The organism is Acidovorax sp. 210-6, from assembly GCF_010020825.1.
Lineage (GTDB): Bacteria > Pseudomonadota > Gammaproteobacteria > Burkholderiales > Burkholderiaceae_C > Simplicispira > Simplicispira sedimenti.
In genome coordinates, this window is sequence record NZ_JAACJE010000001.1 from 2,341,928 (window position 1) to 2,358,470 (window position 16,543).

Here is a 16,543-nt window from a genome sequence, read left to right on the forward strand (position 1 = left end):
CTATCAAATAAATAGCATCAATGTGGCATCCCCGCAGGCTGCACCTGTGCATTGCGCGGCCCTGGCACGGCTCCCCGTGCCAGCAAGGCATACATGGTGGGCACCACAAATACGGTGAGTAACGTGCCCAGGCCCATGCCGCCCACGATGACCCAGCCGATCTGCATGCGGCTCTCCGCGCCTGCACCATGGGCCAAAGCCAAGGGGATGGCGCCCAACACCATGGCGCCAGTGGTCATGAGGATGGGGCGCAGACGCTGGCTGGAGGCCTGCACCAGCGCATCGACCATTTCCAGCCCCTGGGCACGCAACTGGTTGGCAAACTCGACGATCAGGATGCCGTGCTTGGTGATCAAGCCCACCAGCGTGATCAGGCCGATCTGCGAATACACGTTGAGCGACCCCCCGCCCCATTTGAGCGCCAGCAGCGCCCCCAACATGGACAAGGGCACCGAGAGCAAGATGACCAGCGGGTCGATGAAACTCTCGAACTGCGCCGCCAGCACCAGGTAGATGAACACCAGCGCCAGCACAAACACCACGCCCAGCGCCCCTTGCGAACTGCGGAATTCACGCGAGATGCCGTTGAGCTCTGTGGTGTAGCCCGGCTTGAGCACCTGGGCGGCCGTGCGGTCCATGAAGGCCAGCGCCTCGCCCAGCGAATAGTCGGGCGCCAGGTTGGCGGTAATGGTGGCCGAACGGCGCTGACCAAAGTGGTTGAGTTCGCGCGGGCTCACGCTCTCCTGCACGCTGACCAGGCTGGACAGCGGCACCATGGCATCGCCGCGCCCACGCACATGGATGGCATCGATATCCTGCGGCGTGCTGCGGCTGCCGCCCTCGGTCTGCACGATCACGTCGAACTGTTCGGCATCGCGCTTGTAGCGTGTGACGGTGCGCCCCCCCAGCATGGTCTCGATGGCACGCGCCACCACGTCCACATTCACGCCCAGATCGGCCGCACGCTCCCGGTTGACGCTGATGCGCAGTTCAGGCTTGTTCAGGCGCAGGTCCACGTCGGGCGAGAGGATGCCGGGGTTCTTGGCCACCTCGGCCAGGATGCGCGAGACCGCAGCATGCAGATCCTCGTAACTCTCCGAGGTCTGCACCACAAAGTTGAGCGGCCGGGAGCGAAAACCCTGCCCCAGTGACGGCGGCGTGACGGGAAACGCGCTCACCCCCGGCAGGCTGCTGATGCGGCCCTGCATCTCGCGCGCCAGTTGCAGGGTGCTGCGCTGGCGCTCCTCCCAGTCCACTGCGCGATAGACCACACTGCCTTGCGACACGGTGGGATTGCCCACGTTGGCGTAGATGCGGTCGAACTCGGGGTAGTCGCGGCCGATTTTCTCCAGTTCACGCGCATAGCGGTCGGTGTATTCCAGCGTGGCGCCGTCGGGCGCGCTGAAGCTCGCCAGGACGGTGCCCCGATCTTCCAGCGGCGAGAGCTCCTGGCGCATGGTCGGCCAGATCAGCGCAATCGCCACCGCACAGGCCAGCATGACCGCCAGCACCAGCCAGCGCGCCTGCAGCAGCGCACCAGCACGGGCCGTGAGCACCCAGCGCAGCAGGCGGCCGTAGCCATGGGACAGGGCCGTGAGCCAGCGCTCCATGCTGCGGTCGAACCAGCCGGGCTTTGGGTTGTGGCGCAGCAGCAGCGAGCACATCATGGGCGAGAGCGTGAGCGCGACAAAGCCCGACACCAGCACCGCCCCGGCCAGTGCCAGCGCAAACTCGATGAACAGGCGCCCCGTGCGCCCCGGCGTGAAGGCCAGCGGCGCATACACCGCCACCAGCGTGAGCGTCATGGCGACAATGGCGAAGCCGATTTCACGCGCGCCCCGAATGGCTGCGCTGAAGGGCTCCATGCCCTCCTCGATGTGGCGGAAGATGTTCTCCAGCATGACGATGGCATCGTCCACCACCAGCCCAATGGCCAGCACCAGCGCCAGCAGCGTGAGCGTGTTGATGGAGAACCCGGCCAGGTGCATGAGCGCAAAGCTGCCGATCAGGCTGACCGGAATGGTCACGATGGGAATGATGGATGCGCGCACCGTGCGCAGGAAGACAAAGATCACCAGCGCCACCAGCACCACCGCCTCCACCAGGGTGGTGAACACGCTCTGGACAGAGCGGTCGATGAAGCGCGAGTTGTCGTTGGCGATTTCCACCGTCACCTCGGGCGGCAGGTCCGCCTGGAGCTGGGGCAGCATGTCGCGCACGCCCTTGGAGATGTCCAGCGGGTTGGCCGTGGTCTGGCGGATCACGCCCACCGAGATGGCCTCGCGCCCGTTCAGGCGCACGCGGCTGCGGTCGCTGGCCGGGCCCTCTTGCACGCGCGCCACATCGCCCAGGCGCACGGCAAAGCCGTTCACGCTGCGCACCACGATGTTGGCAAACTCCTGCGGCTGCGCCAGGCTGGTCTGCGCGGTCACGCTGAACTCGCGCTCCATCGACTCGATGCGCCCGGCAGGCAACTCCAGGTTGCTGCGGCGGATGGCGTCCTCCACGTCCTGCGGTGTGAGCCGGTAGCCTGCCATGCGCTGCGGGTCCAGCCATACGCGCATGGCGTAGCGGCGTTCGCCGTAAATGGGAACGTCGGCCACGCCGCTCACGGTCTGCAGCCGGGGCTTGACGATGCGCACCAGCAGGTCGTTGATCTGCAGCGGTGAAAGCGTGTCGCTGCTGAAGGCCAGCCACATCACGGGCACGGCGTCGGCCTCGACCTTGGCGATCACGGGCTCATCCACCCCATCGGGCAGACGGTTGCGCACGCGGGAGGTGCGGTCGCGCACCTCGGCGGCGGCGTTGTCGGCGTCCTTTTCGAGCCGGAAGCGCACGCTGATCTGGCTTTGCTCGGCACGGCTGAGCGAGGTGATGACATCGACCGCGTCGATACCAGCGATCGAGTCTTCCAGCGGCTTGGTGACCTGCGCCTCCATCACCTCGGCCGAGGCCCCGCCGTAGCGAACGCTCACGGTGACCACGGGCTCGTCGATGCGCGGGTACTCGCGCACCGACAGACGATTGAAGCTCACGGCGCCAATCAAGAGCACCAACAGCGACAGCACGGTGGCCAGCACCGGGCGACGAATGGAGATTTCAGCCAACTGCATGGGGCAGGTGCTCCGGCGCCGTCAACGGCCTGGTGCCTGGGCAGCGCTGGCCGCCGGGGCTGCGGGACGTGCCTCGGGCTGCGTCGCGGCCAAGCGCACCGGCGTTCCGTCGCGCTGCAGCCGTTGCTGGCCTGCAGTCACCACCTGGTCCTGCAGCGCCAGGCCCTGGAGCACCTCGACCATGCCCTCGCGGCGCTGACCCAGTTGCACGCTGGTGCGGCGTGCCACCCAGCCCTGGCCCGAGGCATCGGCCTCCAGCCGGTACACATAAGGGCTGGTGCCCTGGGGCACGATGGCCTCCTCAGGGACGACCAGTGCCTGCACCGGGGCACCCAACACGGCGCTCACCCGCGCAAACATGCCGGGGCGCAGAACACCCTGGCGGTTGTCCAGCCCGGCGCGCACCGCCACCGAGCGGCCATTGGCATCGATCTGCGGGTCGATGGCCAAGACCTGCGCCTCAAAACTGCGGTCGGGCAACGCGTCCAGCTCCACCCTCACGGCCTGGCCCGTGCGCACTTGCGTCTGGTAGCGCTCGGGCAGACGAAAGTCCACCACCATGCTGTCGATGTCTTCGATATTGACGATGTCGGCCCCGTCCTTGAGGTAGTCGCCCACATGCACATTGCGGATGCCCGCCATGCCATCGAATGGCGCCACGATGCGCAGGCGCGCCACCTGGGCCTGTGCCAACGCGAGCTTGGCCTGTGCCACCTGCAGGCTGGCAGCGCTTTCATCGAGCGAGCGTTGGCTCACAAAGCCCTGCGCCACCAGCTCGCGGTTGCGCTGGTGGTTGGCCTGGGCAATGGACAGCTCGGCCTGCGCCTGCTGCACCTGGGCCTGGGGCAACTGGTCGTCAAACTGCACCAGCACCTGCCCCTTGCGCACACGCGCACCGTCGCTGAAGTGGATGTGCGTCACCCGCGCGCTGACCTCGGGCCGCAGCACCACGCTGCGGCGAGAACGCAGGCTGCCCACGGCCTGGGCCTCGTCGCCCAGGGCCATGCTGCGCACGGTGGACACTTCCACCGCCACGGGTTGCGCCGGCCCCGAAGCGCCGGCACTGCGGGTGGGTGCGCCCAACTTGGCGGGTGTTGCAGGTTTTTGCAGCCACCATGCGGCCCCCAAGGCAGCGGTCAAGCCGCAGGCAGCGAGTACAAGGGTTGTGGTTCTGGAGAAGGCCATGGAGTTGTTCTGGGGAAGCTGGCTCGCAATGGGAAGCGCCCGAGCAATGTACCAGTGCTGCGCCGCAGCAACTGCTGCCCGGCCACCTCACCCCCAGGCAAGGCCGCGGAATTTACCCAGGCTTTACACAAGGGCCCACAGCTCGAGCTGCAAGCGCACTGTTCGCACCGGCTCAGCGCCCCAACGCCTGCTCCACGCCCCGGTTGGCTAGCGCATCGGCGCGCTCGTTGCCAGGATCGCCCGAATGGCCCTTGACCCAGCGCCAGTCAATGCGGTGGCCGCTGCCCTGCACCAGGGCATCCAGTCGCTGCCACAGCTCGACGTTCTTCACCGGCTGGCGCGATGCGGTGCGCCAGCCCTTGGCCTTCCAGCCGTGGATCCACTCGGTGATGCCTTTGCGCACGTACTCGCTGTCGAGGTAGAGCTGCACATCGCAAGGACGCTTGAGCGCCGAGAGCGCCTCGATCACCGCCATCAGTTCCATGCGGTTGTTGGTGGTGCCCAACTCGCCGCCAAAAAGCTCTTTCTCCACCGCACCCGAGCGCAGCAGCACGCCCCAGCCACCGGGGCCGGGGTTGCCTTTGCAGGCGCCGTCGGTGTAAATCTGTACCTGGTTCACTCAATGTCCTGTCTTGTGGTGTTTGCCGCTGCGGCGCACCAGCGGCACGGCAGCTGCGGCACGCGGGCGCGCACTGCGCCAGGAGGGTTCCAGCAGGCGCATGCCATGCACGCGCTTGATGCCCACCATGAAATAAGCGGCCCCGAGTATCGGCCAAAGTCGATCACCCACATCGTCCATCCAGGCCGTGCGCTGCAGCCAGGGCTCGGTGCGCACGGCAGGGCGGTAGCAACCGTACTGCACGGCGTCCAGCTCGAAGTTCAGCAGCCGCAGCCAGTCGCGCAGGCGCCAGGGGCCAATGAATTCGCCCACATCGGGCAGGAACAAGCGCCCCCGCCCGCCCGTCAGGCGCCGATAAAGGTGCTGGCGCTGCTGGCGCAACCCCCACAGGCTGACCGGGTTGAGCCCGGTGATGACCACCCGGCCTTCGGGCACCAGCACGCGCGCCACCTCGCGCAGCGCGGTGTGCGGGTCCTGGCTCAGTTCCAGCGCATGCGGCAGCAATACCAGGTCCAGGCTGTTGTCGGGAAAGGGCAGTGCCGCAGCGTGCGCCAGCAAATCGGGCGCCGGGCTCTCATCGCTGCCGGGCTCGGGCCATGCATCCAGCGCACGCCAGCGGTGGGGCATGCGGTTGGCGCGCAGGCCGTCCAGCAGGGGCATGCCCACCTGCAGGCTGTGGTAGCCGAACATGTCGGCCACAGCCTCGTCGATGCGCGCCTGCTCCCAGGCCAGCAAGTAGCGCCCAGGCGGAGATTCGAACCAACGGTGCATACCTATAATTTGATCGCTCATGAACCTGCTTGCGTTGCCCGCCTTTGCTGACAATTACCTCTGGCTGCTGCACGACGCGCACGAGGCCGTGGTCGTGGATCCCGGCCAGGCCGAGCCCGTGCTGCAGGCGCTGCAAGAACGCGGATTGCGCTTGCAGGCCATTCTAGTCACGCACCACCATGGCGATCATGTCGGTGGCGTGGAAACCCTGCGTCAGGCCACGGGCGCCACCGTGTACGGCCCCGCACGCGAGGCCATTCCGGCCCCGTTCGTGCCCCTGGCCCAAGGCCAGACGGTGCAGGCGCTGGGATATTCCTTCACGGTGCTCGACGTGCCTGGCCACACCGCTGGGCACATTGCCTACTTCTGCGCCCAGGCCGAGGGCGGGCCACTGCTGTTTTGCGGCGACACTCTCTTCTCGGGCGGTTGCGGTCGCCTGTTCGAAGGCACCGCCGCGCAAATGCAGGCCTCTCTGGACCAGCTTGCCGCCCTGCCTGACGACACGCGGGTATGCTGCGCCCACGAATACACACTTGCTAACCTGAAATTCGCCCGCGCCGTGGAACCCGGCAATGGCGAACTGCTCCACTACAGCGCCCAGTGCGAGACCCTGCGAGCACAGGGCCTGCCCACGCTGCCCTCGCGCATGACTCTCGAAAGGGCGATCAACCCTTTCCTGCGCACCCGCGTGCCCACCGTGGCAGCGGCTGCGGCAGGTTTTGCCCCCTCTACCGACACCCGCGATGCAGCGGCCGTACTGGCCGCGCTGCGCGAATGGAAAAACGGATTTCGATGAAGCTCTTCCACATTGCCTGCCTGGCGGGCCTGCTCTGGCTCTCGGGCTGCGCCACCCAGGTGGGCACCCCCGGTGCAGCCAGCACCCCCGGCAGCGACAGCACCACCGCCACGACCACCGCCCCTGCATCCGAAGCAACACACACACCGCAGTACCCCGCGGGGCCGTTGCTGCCCATCGCGCCGGCGCGGGCATCGCGCCTGGAGGTGATGCCGCTGTTCACTCCCTCGGACCTGTGGGACCGCATCCGGCGCGGCTTTGCCATGCCCGACCTGCAGCATCCGCTGGTACAGGACCGCGAGCAGTGGTATGCCAATCGACCCGACTACATGCAGCGCATGACCGAGCGCTCGCGCAAGTACCTGTTCCACATCGTCGAGGAACTGGAACGCCGCAACATGCCCACCGAGCTGGCGCTGCTGCCCTACATCGAAAGCGCCTTCAACCCACAGGCCGTGTCCTCGGCCCGGGCGGCCGGCATGTGGCAGTTCATGCCCGCCACCGGCAACTACTTCGACCTCAAGCAGAACGCGTTCCGTGACGACCGGCGCGACGTGCTCGCATCCACCCGTGCAGCGCTGGACTACCTGCAAAAGCTCTACGGAATGTTTGGCGACTGGCACCTGGCCCTGGCCGCCTACAACTGGGGAGAAGGCAGCGTCGGCCGCGCCATCGCGCGCAACCAAAAGGCAGGGCTGGGCACCAGCTACACCGACCTGACCATGCCCACCGAAACACGCCTGTATGTGCCCAAGCTGCAGGCGGTGAAGAACATTGTGGCCAACCCCGAAGCCTTCCGCACCGAGTTGCCACTGATCGAAAACCACCCCTACTTCCAGACGGTGGACATCACGCGCGACATCGACGTGGCACTGGCGGCCCGGCTGGCCGACGTGGAGCTATCCGACTTCAAGGCACTCAACCCTTCCCTGGACAAGCCCGTGATCCTGGCCGCAGGCACGCCCCAGATTCTGCTGCCCTGGGACAACGCCAAGGTATTCGAGCGCAACCTGGCCGCCTACAAGGACGGCCAATACGCAAGCTGGACGGTCTGGACGCTGCCCTCCACCATGAGCACCGCCGAAGTGGCCCGCCGCGTGGGCATGGACGAAACCGAGCTGCGCAACATCAACCGTATCCCCCCGCGCATGCGCGTCAAGGCGGGGTCGGCACTGATCGTGCCACGCTCGGCCACGACGCGCACCGACGTAGCCGAGCATGTGGCCGACAACGGAAAACTGTCACTCGCACCCGACGTGGTCACCCGGCGCAGCGTGGTGCGTGCCCGCAAGGGCGACACCGTGAGCAGCCTGGCCAAGCGCCACCGCGTGAGCGCGGCCAGCCTGGCGGATTGGAACGACGTCAAGACCAGCGCCGCCTTCAAGGCCGGACAGGAAGTCGTATTGATGCTGCCTGTCCGCATGCAAGCCAGCCGCGACACCCAAGCCAGTGCCGGCAAGCGCTCGGCTGGCAAGAGCTCCGCGCGCGTCACGCGCGAAAGCAAACCGTCCAGGAAAAAACGGCGCTGAACGCCCCAAAATGTGCGCTGACGCCTACCAGCGCCATTGGTGCAGCCCAAGCAGACCCAGCACACCGACAAGAATGAGGTACAGCGCCACAATGGTGCTGAGCAAGCGCGGAAACACGAGAACGAGAATGCCCGCCACCAGGGCGATCAACGGGCCGAGACTGAGGTGAATGGTCATGGCTGCAAGCGGTGCAAAAGGCCGCAAGCATACGCCAGGATCAGGTCACCGCGCGAGGTGCGGGGCACGCCCTCAGGCGCTGTACTTCTGTTTGGCCTTGCGCGCAAACTCCTGCGTGTAGCTGCGCGCCAAATCGCTCTGGCGCACAGCCATTGCCGGGTTCAAGACCGACAGCGCGCGCAGCGCTGTGCGCGGTGCATCCTCAGGCATCAGCCCATCGGGAGACATCGCATCGCGCGCACGCGCCAGTGCCGCCAGGAAAAGACTGCGTTCGGCCAACAAGCCCGAGGTCGGCACATGCTTGACCACATCGGCGGGTTCGGCGGTCTGCAACCACTTGAGTGCATGCACCAGCCCATGGACCAGCGCCTGCGCTTGCGCTCCCCGCCCCTGCACAAAACCGGCAGGCGCCAGCAGGCAGGTTCCTGGCAGGGTGCCGCCAAACACGGCCTGCGAGCCCAGCAGACCGCGCGCATCGGCCACGATGCGCACCTCGCCCTGGTGCTCCAGCAGCGCCAGCACCGCGTCGGAATGGCACAGCGCCTGCACCTGGCCCGTGCGCAGCGCCTCCTGGGCGCGTTCGCCCTCGCCCACCGCCACGAAGGCGACCTCGGTCCCCTCCACCCCGGCCTGGTTCAGCGCCAACACCGCCATGGCATGGCCCAGCGAGCCAAAGTCGGCAATGCCCACACGGGCATGCCTCAGATCCGCCACGCTGCGATGGGTCGGCGCTGCCTTGGAGGAAACCGCCAAGGCCATTTGCGGCACGCGCGTCTGCAATACCAAGGAACGCAGACCTTGCGGAACCGCGGCCGTGGGCAAGGCATGCTCAAAGCCCACCGCCGCCACATCGGCCACCCCCTGTTTCAGTGCCTGCAGGGCCAGCATGTCACTGGCGTAGTCCAGCGTGGTGACCTCCAGGCCCTCCAGGCGGAAAAAATCCAGTTGCTCCGCCACACTCAAGGGCAACTGCCGCAAAGGCTGGGCGCTGCGCGCGCCCACCGCCACCGTGATACGCCCCAGTCCGGCAGCCTGCGCGCGCAAGACCGGGCCCATCCCCACAAGGGACAGGGCACAGAGCGCGCCCAGGGCGCGGCGGCGAGACGGCAGGCCATGCATGGCGATGGAACCACAGAAAATTGTTGCGACGCAGCAATTTTCACCGGCACGGCTGAACCGCGCATCAGGGATGTCCCGTGAGGGAATATACGTACTCAGGCTGAGCCACCCTCAAGGGCCGAGACCGACGCTGGCTTGGCGCCGCGCTGGCCCAAAACGACGAGACGACAGGAAGTCAGCGATAGCCGAGAAAGAAAATCGCGATGTTGACCGCAAACGCCCCGCCCCACACCATGCTGCGGGCCAGGGGCATGTCGGCCACATACATCAGGATGTAGAACATGCGCAGCAGCACCCACAGCAGGGCCAGCAGGTCCAGCGCCGTCTGACCGGCACCGAGTTGGTGGGCGATGATGACCGCCCCCATGAAGAACGGCAGCGCCTCGAAGCTGTTGGCCTGCGCCGCATTGGCGCGTGCCGATGCCCCGTTTTGCCGCGCCAGCCAGGCACGCGGCTCATGGTTGTCGTACCCGCCTTGCGAGCGCTTCTTGCCAAAGCCGGCGCGCTTGGCAATAAGCGAGCACGCCAGCGGCAGCAGCACCGCCACAAAAACGCACCAGTAGGCCACGGTGAACGGCATCCAATGGGTATTGTTCATAGCAAAAATGGCCTCCAGCGCCCTATTTATCAACGCAAACAGCTACAAAATTAATAGCGAAAATCATCAGGCTGACTTTACCGGTCCCGCAGTCGCCAAAACTGGCACTCTCCAAACCAGGGCTCCCGCGCAAGGGCCGCCAGCATTCCCACGTGCGGGCGCCGGGAGCGTCCCCCTCTCGAATCGCGCAGCGATGCCAGAGAAGGGGGAAGGCGCGAAGCGCAGGGGGGTGCCCCCCTCACCGCCTATCCGCCAACGCATGCGCAATGGTGCCCAGGTCCACATATTCCAGCTCGCTGCCCACGGGCACGCCGCGCGACAGGCGCGTGACGCGTAGCCCGCGTGCGCGCAAGGCCTCGCCCACGACGTGGGCCGTGGCCTCGCCTTCGGCAGTGAAGCCGGTGGCCAGGATGACCTCCTGCACCACACCGTCGCTGGCGCGTTCCAGCAGGGCCTGCACGCCAATGTCGCGCGGGCCCACGCCGTCCAGCGGCGACAGCCGGCCCATGAGCACGAAATACAGGCCATGGAATGCGCCGGTGCGCTCCATGGCGGACTGGTCGGCCGGCGTCTCGACCACGCACAGCCGCGTGGCGTCGCGCCGTGCATCCAGGCAGGTGGCGCACACGGGCGCCTCGGTAAAGGTGTGGCAGCGCTCGCAATGGCGCACTTGGTCCACGGCATGCTCCAGCGCCTGCGCCAACTGGCGCGCGCCCGCGCGGTCATGCTGCAGCAGATGAAACGCCATGCGCGCCGCCGACTTGGCCCCCACCCCCGGCAACCGCCGCAGGGCCTGGATCAGTGCGTCAAGCGAATGGGTGTTGGACATGGTGGTTGCAGATATCTGCGTTTCATACCCCGCCCTCAAGGGCGTAGCGAGCGGGATGGGCCGCTAGGCGGACGGAGCACAGCAACCGGAGCGACCTTGCGGGTCGTGAGGATTGCGAGCACCGCCCAACGACGCGGACCGCCCGCGCAGTAGCCAGCATCAGAAAGGGAATTTCATGCCGCCGGGGAGGCCTGGCATCCCTGCGGTGATCTTGCCCATCTTCTCGGCCGAGGTTTCCTCGGCCTTTCGCACCGCAGCGTTGAAAGCGGCGGCCACCAGATCTTCGAGCATGTCCTTGTCGTCCTGCAGCAGGCTGGGGTCGATGGTGACGCGCTTGACGTCGTGCTTGCAGGTCATCACGACCTTCACGAGGCCCGCACCGGACTCGCCTTCCACCTCGACGTTGGCCAGTTCGTCCTGGGCCTTCTTGAGGTTGTCCTGCATGGCCTGGGCCTGCTTCATGAGTCCAGCGAGTTGTCCTTTGTTGAACATGGAAAAACCTTTCGTTGAATGGGTAGGAAAAGAGAGAGGTTCAGAGCGGCAGCACGCTGCCCGGAACGATGCGCGCATCGAACTCGCGCACCAGGGTCTGCACGAAGGGGTCGTTCTGCACCACTTCCAGCGCGCGCTCCTGGCGGGCGTTCTGCCGCGCAGTGTTGCGCAGCGCGGGGCTGTCGGACACAGGCCCCAGCTCCACGCTGATGTCTTGCGCCAGCCCTGCAGCCTCCAGCGCGGCGCGCAGGCGTTCGCGCGTGCCGCTTTGGTTGAGCGATTCGCGCTCCACGCGCAGCAGCCAGTGCCCGCCGTCGCGCGCCACCAGCTGGGACTGCAAGGCCAGCTCACGCACCAGCGCAGCAATGGCATCGCTGGCCACCAGCTGCTGTACGGCGGCATACCAGACCTCGCCCTCCTCGGTGGGCACCAGGCGCCGGGCAGCGGGCGCGCCCCCGGGCTCAGCGGGCCGGGGCTGCAGGCGGGTGCTGTCCTGGCGCGGCTCACGCACGGGGATGGGGGCGACACGCGGCGCGCCCTGCGTCACCTGCGGGGCAGGCTCAGGTGCTGCGGGCTGCGCTTGCGGCGCAGGGGCCAGGGCCTCGGGGTGGCGCACAGGCAGGCTGCGCAGGGGCGCGGACACCATAGCCTCTGCCTGCGACGGGATCGGCTGGGCAGGGACGGCCTGCGGTGCGGAAGGTGTCTCAGTGGCCCGCGCCTCGCGGGTGGGCACTGCGGGCGGCACCGGGGCGACAGATTCTGCGCCGGGCTGCTCAGGCAGGTCGTTTGCTATATTTTTGATAGCTGATTGCGCAATGAATTCGGGCGCTTTGACCGTTTTGCTCTCAAAATTCTGCAAAGCCGCCGCTGCGCTGGCGCTAGCCGCTGTGGCGCCATTCTCAGCAGGTTTCAGTGTTTTTTTTTCTGCCGCGCCCCCTGGGGCTTTGAAGGGCAGCAGGCGCAGCAGCACCATGGTGAGCGCAGCGTATTCGTCGGGCGCAAGGCCCAGTTCGGCGCGGCCGTGCAGGCAGATGCTGTAGAGCAGTTGCGTCTCATCGGCGGGCAGCAGGGCCGCCAGGCGCTGCACCTCGGCCGCCTCGGGGTCGCTGGCGTCGCCGCTGTCCAGACCTGGCACGGCCTGCAGCACGGCCATGCGCTGCAGCACAGTGACCATTTCCTCCAGCGTGGAGGCGGCAGACAAACCGTTCTGCCGCAGGGTTTCGACGGTATGCACCACGCTGCGGCCATCGGCCTGGGCCAGCGCTTCGATCAGGCGCAGCACATGGCTGCGGTCCACGCTGCCCAGCATCTGGCGCACGGTGGCTTCTTCAAGGCTGCCACCGCCAAAGGCAATGGCCTGGTCGGTGAGCGACAGCGCGTCGCGCATGGAGCCACGCGCGGCACGCGCGAGCAGGCGCAGCGCCTGGGGCTCGGCCTGCACCTGCTCGGTGGCCAGCACCTGGGCCAGGTGCTCCAGCACCGTCTCGGGCGCCATGGGCCGCAGGTTGAACTGCAGGCAGCGGCTGAGCACGGTGACCGGCACCTTCTGCGGGTCGGTCGTGGCGAGCACGAACTTGAGGTACTCGGGCGGCTCCTCCAGCGTCTTGAGCATGGCGTTGAAGGCCGTGTTGGTGAGCATGTGCACTTCGTCGATCATGAAGACCTTGAAGCGCCCCTGCACCGGCTTGTACACGGCCTGCTCCAGCAGGCCCTGCACCTCGTCCACGCCGCGGTTGGAGGCGGCGTCCAGCTCGGTGTAGTCGGGAAAGCGCCCACTGTCGATGTCGGTGCAGGCCGGGCACACGCCACAAGGCGTGGCGGTGATGCCGCCCTGCCCGTCAGCGCCCTGGCAATTGAGCGACTTGGCCAGAATGCGCGACACCGTGGTCTTGCCCACGCCGCGCGTGCCCGTGAACAGATAGGCATGGTGCAGCCGCTGCTGCGTGAGCGCATTGGTCAACGCCTGCACCACATGCTGCTGCCCCACCATTTCGGTGAAGTTGCGCGGGCGGTACTTGCGGGCGAGCACGAGGTAAGACATCCGCGCGATTCTACGGCCCATGGCCTGGAAGGTTTTGGCATGGCGTCCACCACCCTCTACTGCACTTTGTCGCTCCACCATACTTGCAACACTGGCGCGCACCACGCGAGAGATGCCGCGCAAGGGCCGCCCCGCAGCGCTGGCATCGTCCCCCTTCCCGAATTGCGCAGCAATTCGGGAGAAGGGGGAAACGGCGCAGCCGTTCAGGGGGTAGAATGCTGGATGACGGGCCTCCCCGCATGGTGAAGCGGCCAACCGGGTCAGGTGGGGAACCAAGCAGCCCTAACTGTGGAGCCAGTGCCGGGGGTAAGGCTCGTCACCTTTTTTGTGTGCGTTGCCCAGGCGGCGGCGCCTTCTGGTGAACGCGACTTTGCACGATGCGTTCTTCTCCCACCCGTATTCCCTCTTCCCTTCTTTCACGCGGTCTGGTGGCCTTGTGGCTGGCCTGCCTGGGCCAGGCCGCGTGCGCCGGCGTCTTCCTTGACGGTGGGCGCCCCACCCTCGCCGCACGGCAGGCCACCGAAGTGCTGGCCGATGCCGGCGCCGAGGGCCTGGTACCCGAGGATTACGACGCCGAGACACTGGCCCTGGCCGTGGCCAGCGCTGCCCAGGGGCCGGCTCTCGCCGATCCTCAAGCCGAGCAACTGGATGCGGCACTGACCGCCGCACTGCACCGCTATCTGGCCGACCTGCACACCGGCCGCATCGACCCGCGCCAGATCCGTGCAGAGTTCACGGCCTTGCCAGCGCGGGACTTCGACCCCGCGGCCTACTTGAAGGCGGCACTGGCCGCCCCGCACTTTGCCGACGCCCTGCGCGCCGCGGCCCCTCGCGTGCCACTGTATGCCAGCCTGCGCGCCCTGCTGGCGCACTACCGCACGTTGGCCGACCATCCGGCCTGGGCCACGCCCCTGCCGCCACTTCCTGGCAAGCGCAAGCTCGAACCCGGCCAGCCCTGGGCCGGCCTGCCGCAGCTCACCCAACGACTCGTGGCACTGGGCGACTTGCCGGAAGGCACGCAGCCCACACCCACCTACGACACCGCGCTGCAAGAAGGCGTCAAGGCTTTCCAGCAGCGCCACGCGCTGGCGGCCGATGGCGTGGTGGGCCGGGGCACGCTGGCCCAGATGGAGGTGGCGCCCGCCCAGCGCGCGCGGCAGATCACGCTGGCCATGGAACACCTGCGCTGGACACCGCTGCAACTGGCGCCCCGCATGATCGTGGTCAACGTGCCGGAATTCGTGCTGCGCGCCTATGAGGTGCGCGACGGCACCGTCTCCGTGGCCCTGACCATGAACGTGATCGTCGGCAAGTCCGTGAAGACCCACACCCCCCTGTTCGACGAGCCCATGCGCTTCATCGAGTTCAGCCCCTACTGGAACGTGCCCCCGTCGATCGCCCGCGAAGAGACCGTACCCCGCCTGCGCCGTGACAGCGCCTACTTCACGCAGCAGGGTTTCGAGTTCGTCAACGGCAGCGGCCAGGCCGTCACCGACCTCTCGCAAGACCATCTGAACGCCGTGATGCAGGGAACGATGCGCCTGCGCCAGCGGCCCGGTCCGCGCAATGCGTTGGGAGACATCAAGTTCGTGTTCCCGAACCACAGCAACATTTACCTGCACCACACGCCGAGCACCCAGCTCTTTGCGCGCGAGCGGCGCGACTTCAGCCACGGCTGCATCCGTGTGGAAGACCCCGTGGCCCTGGCCCGCTTCGTGCTGCAGGACGACCCGGCCTGGACGCCCGAGCGCATCCGCGAGGCCATGGGCCAGGGGAAATCGCACACCATACGCCTGCCCCAGCCCATACCGGTGGTGCTGGCCTACAGCACTACCATCGTCAAGAACGGCAGGCCCCATTTCTTTGCCGACATCTACGGCCACGACCAGTTGCTCGACCAGACCCTGCGCCGCAACGCCCAGGCACGGCGCCAGGCCCGCTGAACGATACTTGGACCCCATGACCCCACCGCAGCCCTCCCCACGCCGCCGCTTTCTGGGCCACTGCGCCCAGTGGCTGGCGGCGGGCACGGCCCTGCCGCTGGCCACCCCTTCGCTGGCCGCCCTGCCCGGTGCGCGCCATCTGGCGCTGGACCATACGCACACCCGCGAGCAGATTGCGCTGGTGTACGCCCTGGGCGACACCTTTCTCACGCCAGCGCTGGCCAGCCTCAACCACTTCCTGCGCGACCACTACAGCGGCGAGGTGGGCCCGATGGACCCGCAGCTCTTCGACCTGCTGCACCGGGTACAGCAAGCGCTGGGGACACAACAGCCCTTCGAGGTGATTTCCGGCTACCGCAGCCCCGGCACCAATGCCACGCTGCGCAGCACCCGCGAGGGCGGCGTGGCCAAGCACAGCCTGCACATGGACGGCAAGGCCATCGACGTGCGCTTGCCCGGCGTGCCGCTGGCCGATCTGCGCGATGCCGCGCGCTCACTGCGCGGCGGCGGCGTGGGCTTTTATCCGCGCGAGCAGTTCGTGCACATCGACACCGGCCGCGTGCGCCACTGGTAACCCGGCCCGCACAGCGCCACAGCGCCACAGGGCCTGGGCTCAGTGGCGCTTGTGCTTCTTGTGCGGCGCCTTCACCGCGGCCACAGCGGGTGCACCCTTGTCCTTGCCTTTGCTGCCCAGGCGCGACTCCTTGCCCTGCATGAGCCGGATGATGTTCTCCTTGTGGCGCCAGACCAGCAATGCGGCCATCACCACGATGGCGCCGGTGACGGGGCGTTCCGCATTCCACAGCAGGCCCGAGGCCAGCACATACACCACCGGCGACAGCACCGCCGCCGACAGCGAGGCCAACGACGAATAGCGCGACATGGCCGCCACGGCCAGCCACAACAGGCCCAGCACCAGCCCCAGCCAGCCGCTGATGCCCACCAGCACGCCCAGCGCCGTGGCCACGCCCTTGCCGCCCTCGAAGCGGAAGAACACCGGCCACAGGTGGCCCAGGAAGGCCGCCAGACCGACCAGGGCCAGCGTGAAGTCCCCCAGCCCCCAGGGCTCGCCAAACCAGCGCACCAGCACCACAGGCAGCCAGCCCTTGACGGCATCAAGCAGCAGTGTGACCACCGCCGCCGCCTTGCTGCCCGAGCGCAGCACATTGGTGGCGCCAGGGTTCTTGCTGCCGTAGGTGCGCGGATCGTTCAGCCCCATGGCGCGGGAGACGATGACGGCAAACGACAGCGAACCCAGCAGGTAGGCTGCCAGCACGGCGAGTACGGAATAGACAACGGACACGAAACACTCTCCTGAATTCAGCGACGCG

At 67.3% G+C, this 16,543-nt stretch carries 15 protein-coding genes and 1 other RNA gene; 5 read left to right on the top strand and 11 right to left on the bottom strand.

Features of this window, described 5'->3' with window-relative positions:
- Positions 1-17: 17 nt before the first annotated feature.
- The 4 genes from GWK50_RS10765 to GWK50_RS10780 form a co-directional block, all read right to left on the bottom strand.
- Entirely contained in the window at positions 18-3,113 is a 3,096-nt protein-coding gene (locus tag GWK50_RS10765; protein WP_162016509.1) for an efflux RND transporter permease subunit, read from the bottom strand.
- Positions 3,114-3,134: 21 nt separating this feature from the next.
- Positions 3,135-4,298 carry an efflux RND transporter periplasmic adaptor subunit gene (locus GWK50_RS10770; RefSeq protein WP_162016510.1) on the bottom strand — a complete coding sequence of 388 codons (1,164 nt, stop codon included), beginning with the start codon at positions 4,296-4,298 and terminating at the stop codon, positions 3,135-3,137.
- 172 nt (positions 4,299-4,470) lie between these two features.
- Entirely contained in the window at positions 4,471-4,917 is a 447-nt protein-coding gene (rnhA, locus tag GWK50_RS10775) for a ribonuclease HI (RefSeq protein ID WP_162016511.1), read from the bottom strand.
- Entirely contained in the window at positions 4,918-5,709 is a 792-nt protein-coding gene (locus GWK50_RS10780) for a methyltransferase domain-containing protein (RefSeq protein WP_162016512.1), read from the bottom strand. It lies immediately after the preceding gene.
- Between GWK50_RS10780 and gloB the strand changes: the two genes are divergently transcribed.
- Both gloB and GWK50_RS10790 read left to right on the top strand, forming a co-directional pair.
- Positions 5,708-6,484 (top strand): hydroxyacylglutathione hydrolase, encoded by a 777-nt coding sequence (gene gloB / locus GWK50_RS10785; RefSeq protein ID WP_162016513.1) that lies wholly within the window; start codon positions 5,708-5,710, stop codon positions 6,482-6,484. The two genes, GWK50_RS10780 and gloB, sit on opposite strands and share 2 nt — an antisense overlap.
- Entirely contained in the window at positions 6,481-8,013 is a 1,533-nt protein-coding gene (locus tag GWK50_RS10790) for a transglycosylase SLT domain-containing protein (RefSeq protein WP_162018084.1), read from the top strand. The genes gloB and GWK50_RS10790 overlap by 4 nt, the downstream gene beginning before the upstream one ends.
- A 24-nt stretch (positions 8,014-8,037) precedes the next feature.
- On the opposite strand, the gene GWK50_RS10795 is transcribed toward GWK50_RS10790, so the two are convergent.
- The 6 genes from GWK50_RS10795 to dnaX form a co-directional block, all read right to left on the bottom strand.
- On the bottom strand, positions 8,038-8,190 hold the full coding sequence (locus tag GWK50_RS10795; protein ID WP_162016514.1) for a DUF3096 domain-containing protein: 153 nt from the start codon (positions 8,188-8,190) through the stop codon (positions 8,038-8,040).
- 72 nt (positions 8,191-8,262) lie between these two features.
- Positions 8,263-9,309 carry an ABC transporter substrate-binding protein gene (locus GWK50_RS10800; RefSeq protein ID WP_162016515.1) on the bottom strand — a complete coding sequence of 349 codons (1,047 nt, stop codon included), beginning with the start codon at positions 9,307-9,309 and terminating at the stop codon, positions 8,263-8,265.
- A gap of 175 nt (positions 9,310-9,484) precedes the next feature.
- Complete coding sequence (locus tag GWK50_RS10805) at positions 9,485-9,907, bottom strand: MAPEG family protein (protein WP_162016516.1); 423 nt, start codon at positions 9,905-9,907, stop codon at positions 9,485-9,487.
- 238 nt (positions 9,908-10,145) lie between these two features.
- Positions 10,146-10,736 (bottom strand): recombination mediator RecR, encoded by a 591-nt coding sequence (recR, locus tag GWK50_RS10810; protein WP_162016517.1) that lies wholly within the window; start codon positions 10,734-10,736, stop codon positions 10,146-10,148.
- Between the two features lie 159 nt (positions 10,737-10,895).
- A complete protein-coding gene (locus GWK50_RS10815; RefSeq protein ID WP_162016518.1) occupies positions 10,896-11,228 on the bottom strand; it encodes a YbaB/EbfC family nucleoid-associated protein in 333 nt (110 codons plus the stop codon).
- 40 nt (positions 11,229-11,268) lie between these two features.
- Entirely contained in the window at positions 11,269-13,269 is a 2,001-nt protein-coding gene (gene dnaX / locus GWK50_RS10820; RefSeq protein ID WP_162016519.1) for a DNA polymerase III subunit gamma/tau, read from the bottom strand.
- Between the two features lie 224 nt (positions 13,270-13,493).
- Between dnaX and ffs the strand changes: the two genes are divergently transcribed.
- The 3 genes from ffs (at position 13,494) to GWK50_RS10835 (ending at position 15,786) form a co-directional block, all read left to right on the top strand.
- Positions 13,494-13,590, top strand: an RNA gene (ffs, locus tag GWK50_RS10825) — signal recognition particle sRNA small type.
- Positions 13,591-13,646: 56 nt separating this feature from the next.
- Complete coding sequence (locus GWK50_RS10830; RefSeq protein ID WP_197905002.1) at positions 13,647-15,212, top strand: L,D-transpeptidase family protein; 1,566 nt, start codon at positions 13,647-13,649, stop codon at positions 15,210-15,212.
- 16 nt (positions 15,213-15,228) lie between these two features.
- Positions 15,229-15,786: a DUF882 domain-containing protein gene (locus GWK50_RS10835; protein WP_162016520.1), complete on the top strand. Its 558-nt coding sequence runs from the start codon at positions 15,229-15,231 to the stop codon at positions 15,784-15,786.
- 39 nt (positions 15,787-15,825) lie between these two features.
- Here GWK50_RS10835 and plsY read toward each other — a convergent pair whose 3' ends face one another.
- Positions 15,826-16,515 (bottom strand): glycerol-3-phosphate 1-O-acyltransferase PlsY, encoded by a 690-nt coding sequence (gene plsY / locus GWK50_RS10840; RefSeq protein WP_162016521.1) that lies wholly within the window; start codon positions 16,513-16,515, stop codon positions 15,826-15,828.
- Positions 16,516-16,543 lie beyond the last annotated feature (28 nt).

Excerpts from the sequence above, each read along its gene's own strand:
- GWK50_RS10765 (WP_162016509.1), bottom strand. The coding sequence starts at position 3,113 with ATGCAGTTGGCTGAAATCTCCATTCGTCGCCCGGTGCTGGCCACCGTG.
- GWK50_RS10770 (WP_162016510.1), bottom strand. The coding sequence starts at position 4,298 with ATGGCCTTCTCCAGAACCACAACCCTTGTACTCGCTGCCTGCGGCTTG.
- gloB (WP_162016513.1), top strand. The coding sequence starts at position 5,708 with ATGAACCTGCTTGCGTTGCCCGCCTTTGCTGACAATTACCTCTGGCTG.
- GWK50_RS10780 (WP_162016512.1), bottom strand. The coding sequence starts at position 5,709 with ATGAGCGATCAAATTATAGGTATGCACCGTTGGTTCGAATCTCCGCCT.
- GWK50_RS10790 (WP_162018084.1), top strand. The coding sequence starts at position 6,481 with ATGAAGCTCTTCCACATTGCCTGCCTGGCGGGCCTGCTCTGGCTCTCG.
- GWK50_RS10795 (WP_162016514.1), bottom strand. The coding sequence starts at position 8,190 with ATGACCATTCACCTCAGTCTCGGCCCGTTGATCGCCCTGGTGGCGGGC.
- GWK50_RS10800 (WP_162016515.1), bottom strand. The coding sequence starts at position 9,309 with ATGCATGGCCTGCCGTCTCGCCGCCGCGCCCTGGGCGCGCTCTGTGCC.
- GWK50_RS10805 (WP_162016516.1), bottom strand. The coding sequence starts at position 9,907 with ATGAACAATACCCATTGGATGCCGTTCACCGTGGCCTACTGGTGCGTT.
- recR (WP_162016517.1), bottom strand. The coding sequence starts at position 10,736 with ATGTCCAACACCCATTCGCTTGACGCACTGATCCAGGCCCTGCGGCGG.
- GWK50_RS10815 (WP_162016518.1), bottom strand. The coding sequence starts at position 11,228 with ATGTTCAACAAAGGACAACTCGCTGGACTCATGAAGCAGGCCCAGGCC.
- dnaX (WP_162016519.1), bottom strand. The coding sequence starts at position 13,269 with ATGTCTTACCTCGTGCTCGCCCGCAAGTACCGCCCGCGCAACTTCACC.
- GWK50_RS10830 (WP_197905002.1), top strand. The coding sequence starts at position 13,647 with ATGCGTTCTTCTCCCACCCGTATTCCCTCTTCCCTTCTTTCACGCGGT.
- GWK50_RS10835 (WP_162016520.1), top strand. The coding sequence starts at position 15,229 with ATGACCCCACCGCAGCCCTCCCCACGCCGCCGCTTTCTGGGCCACTGC.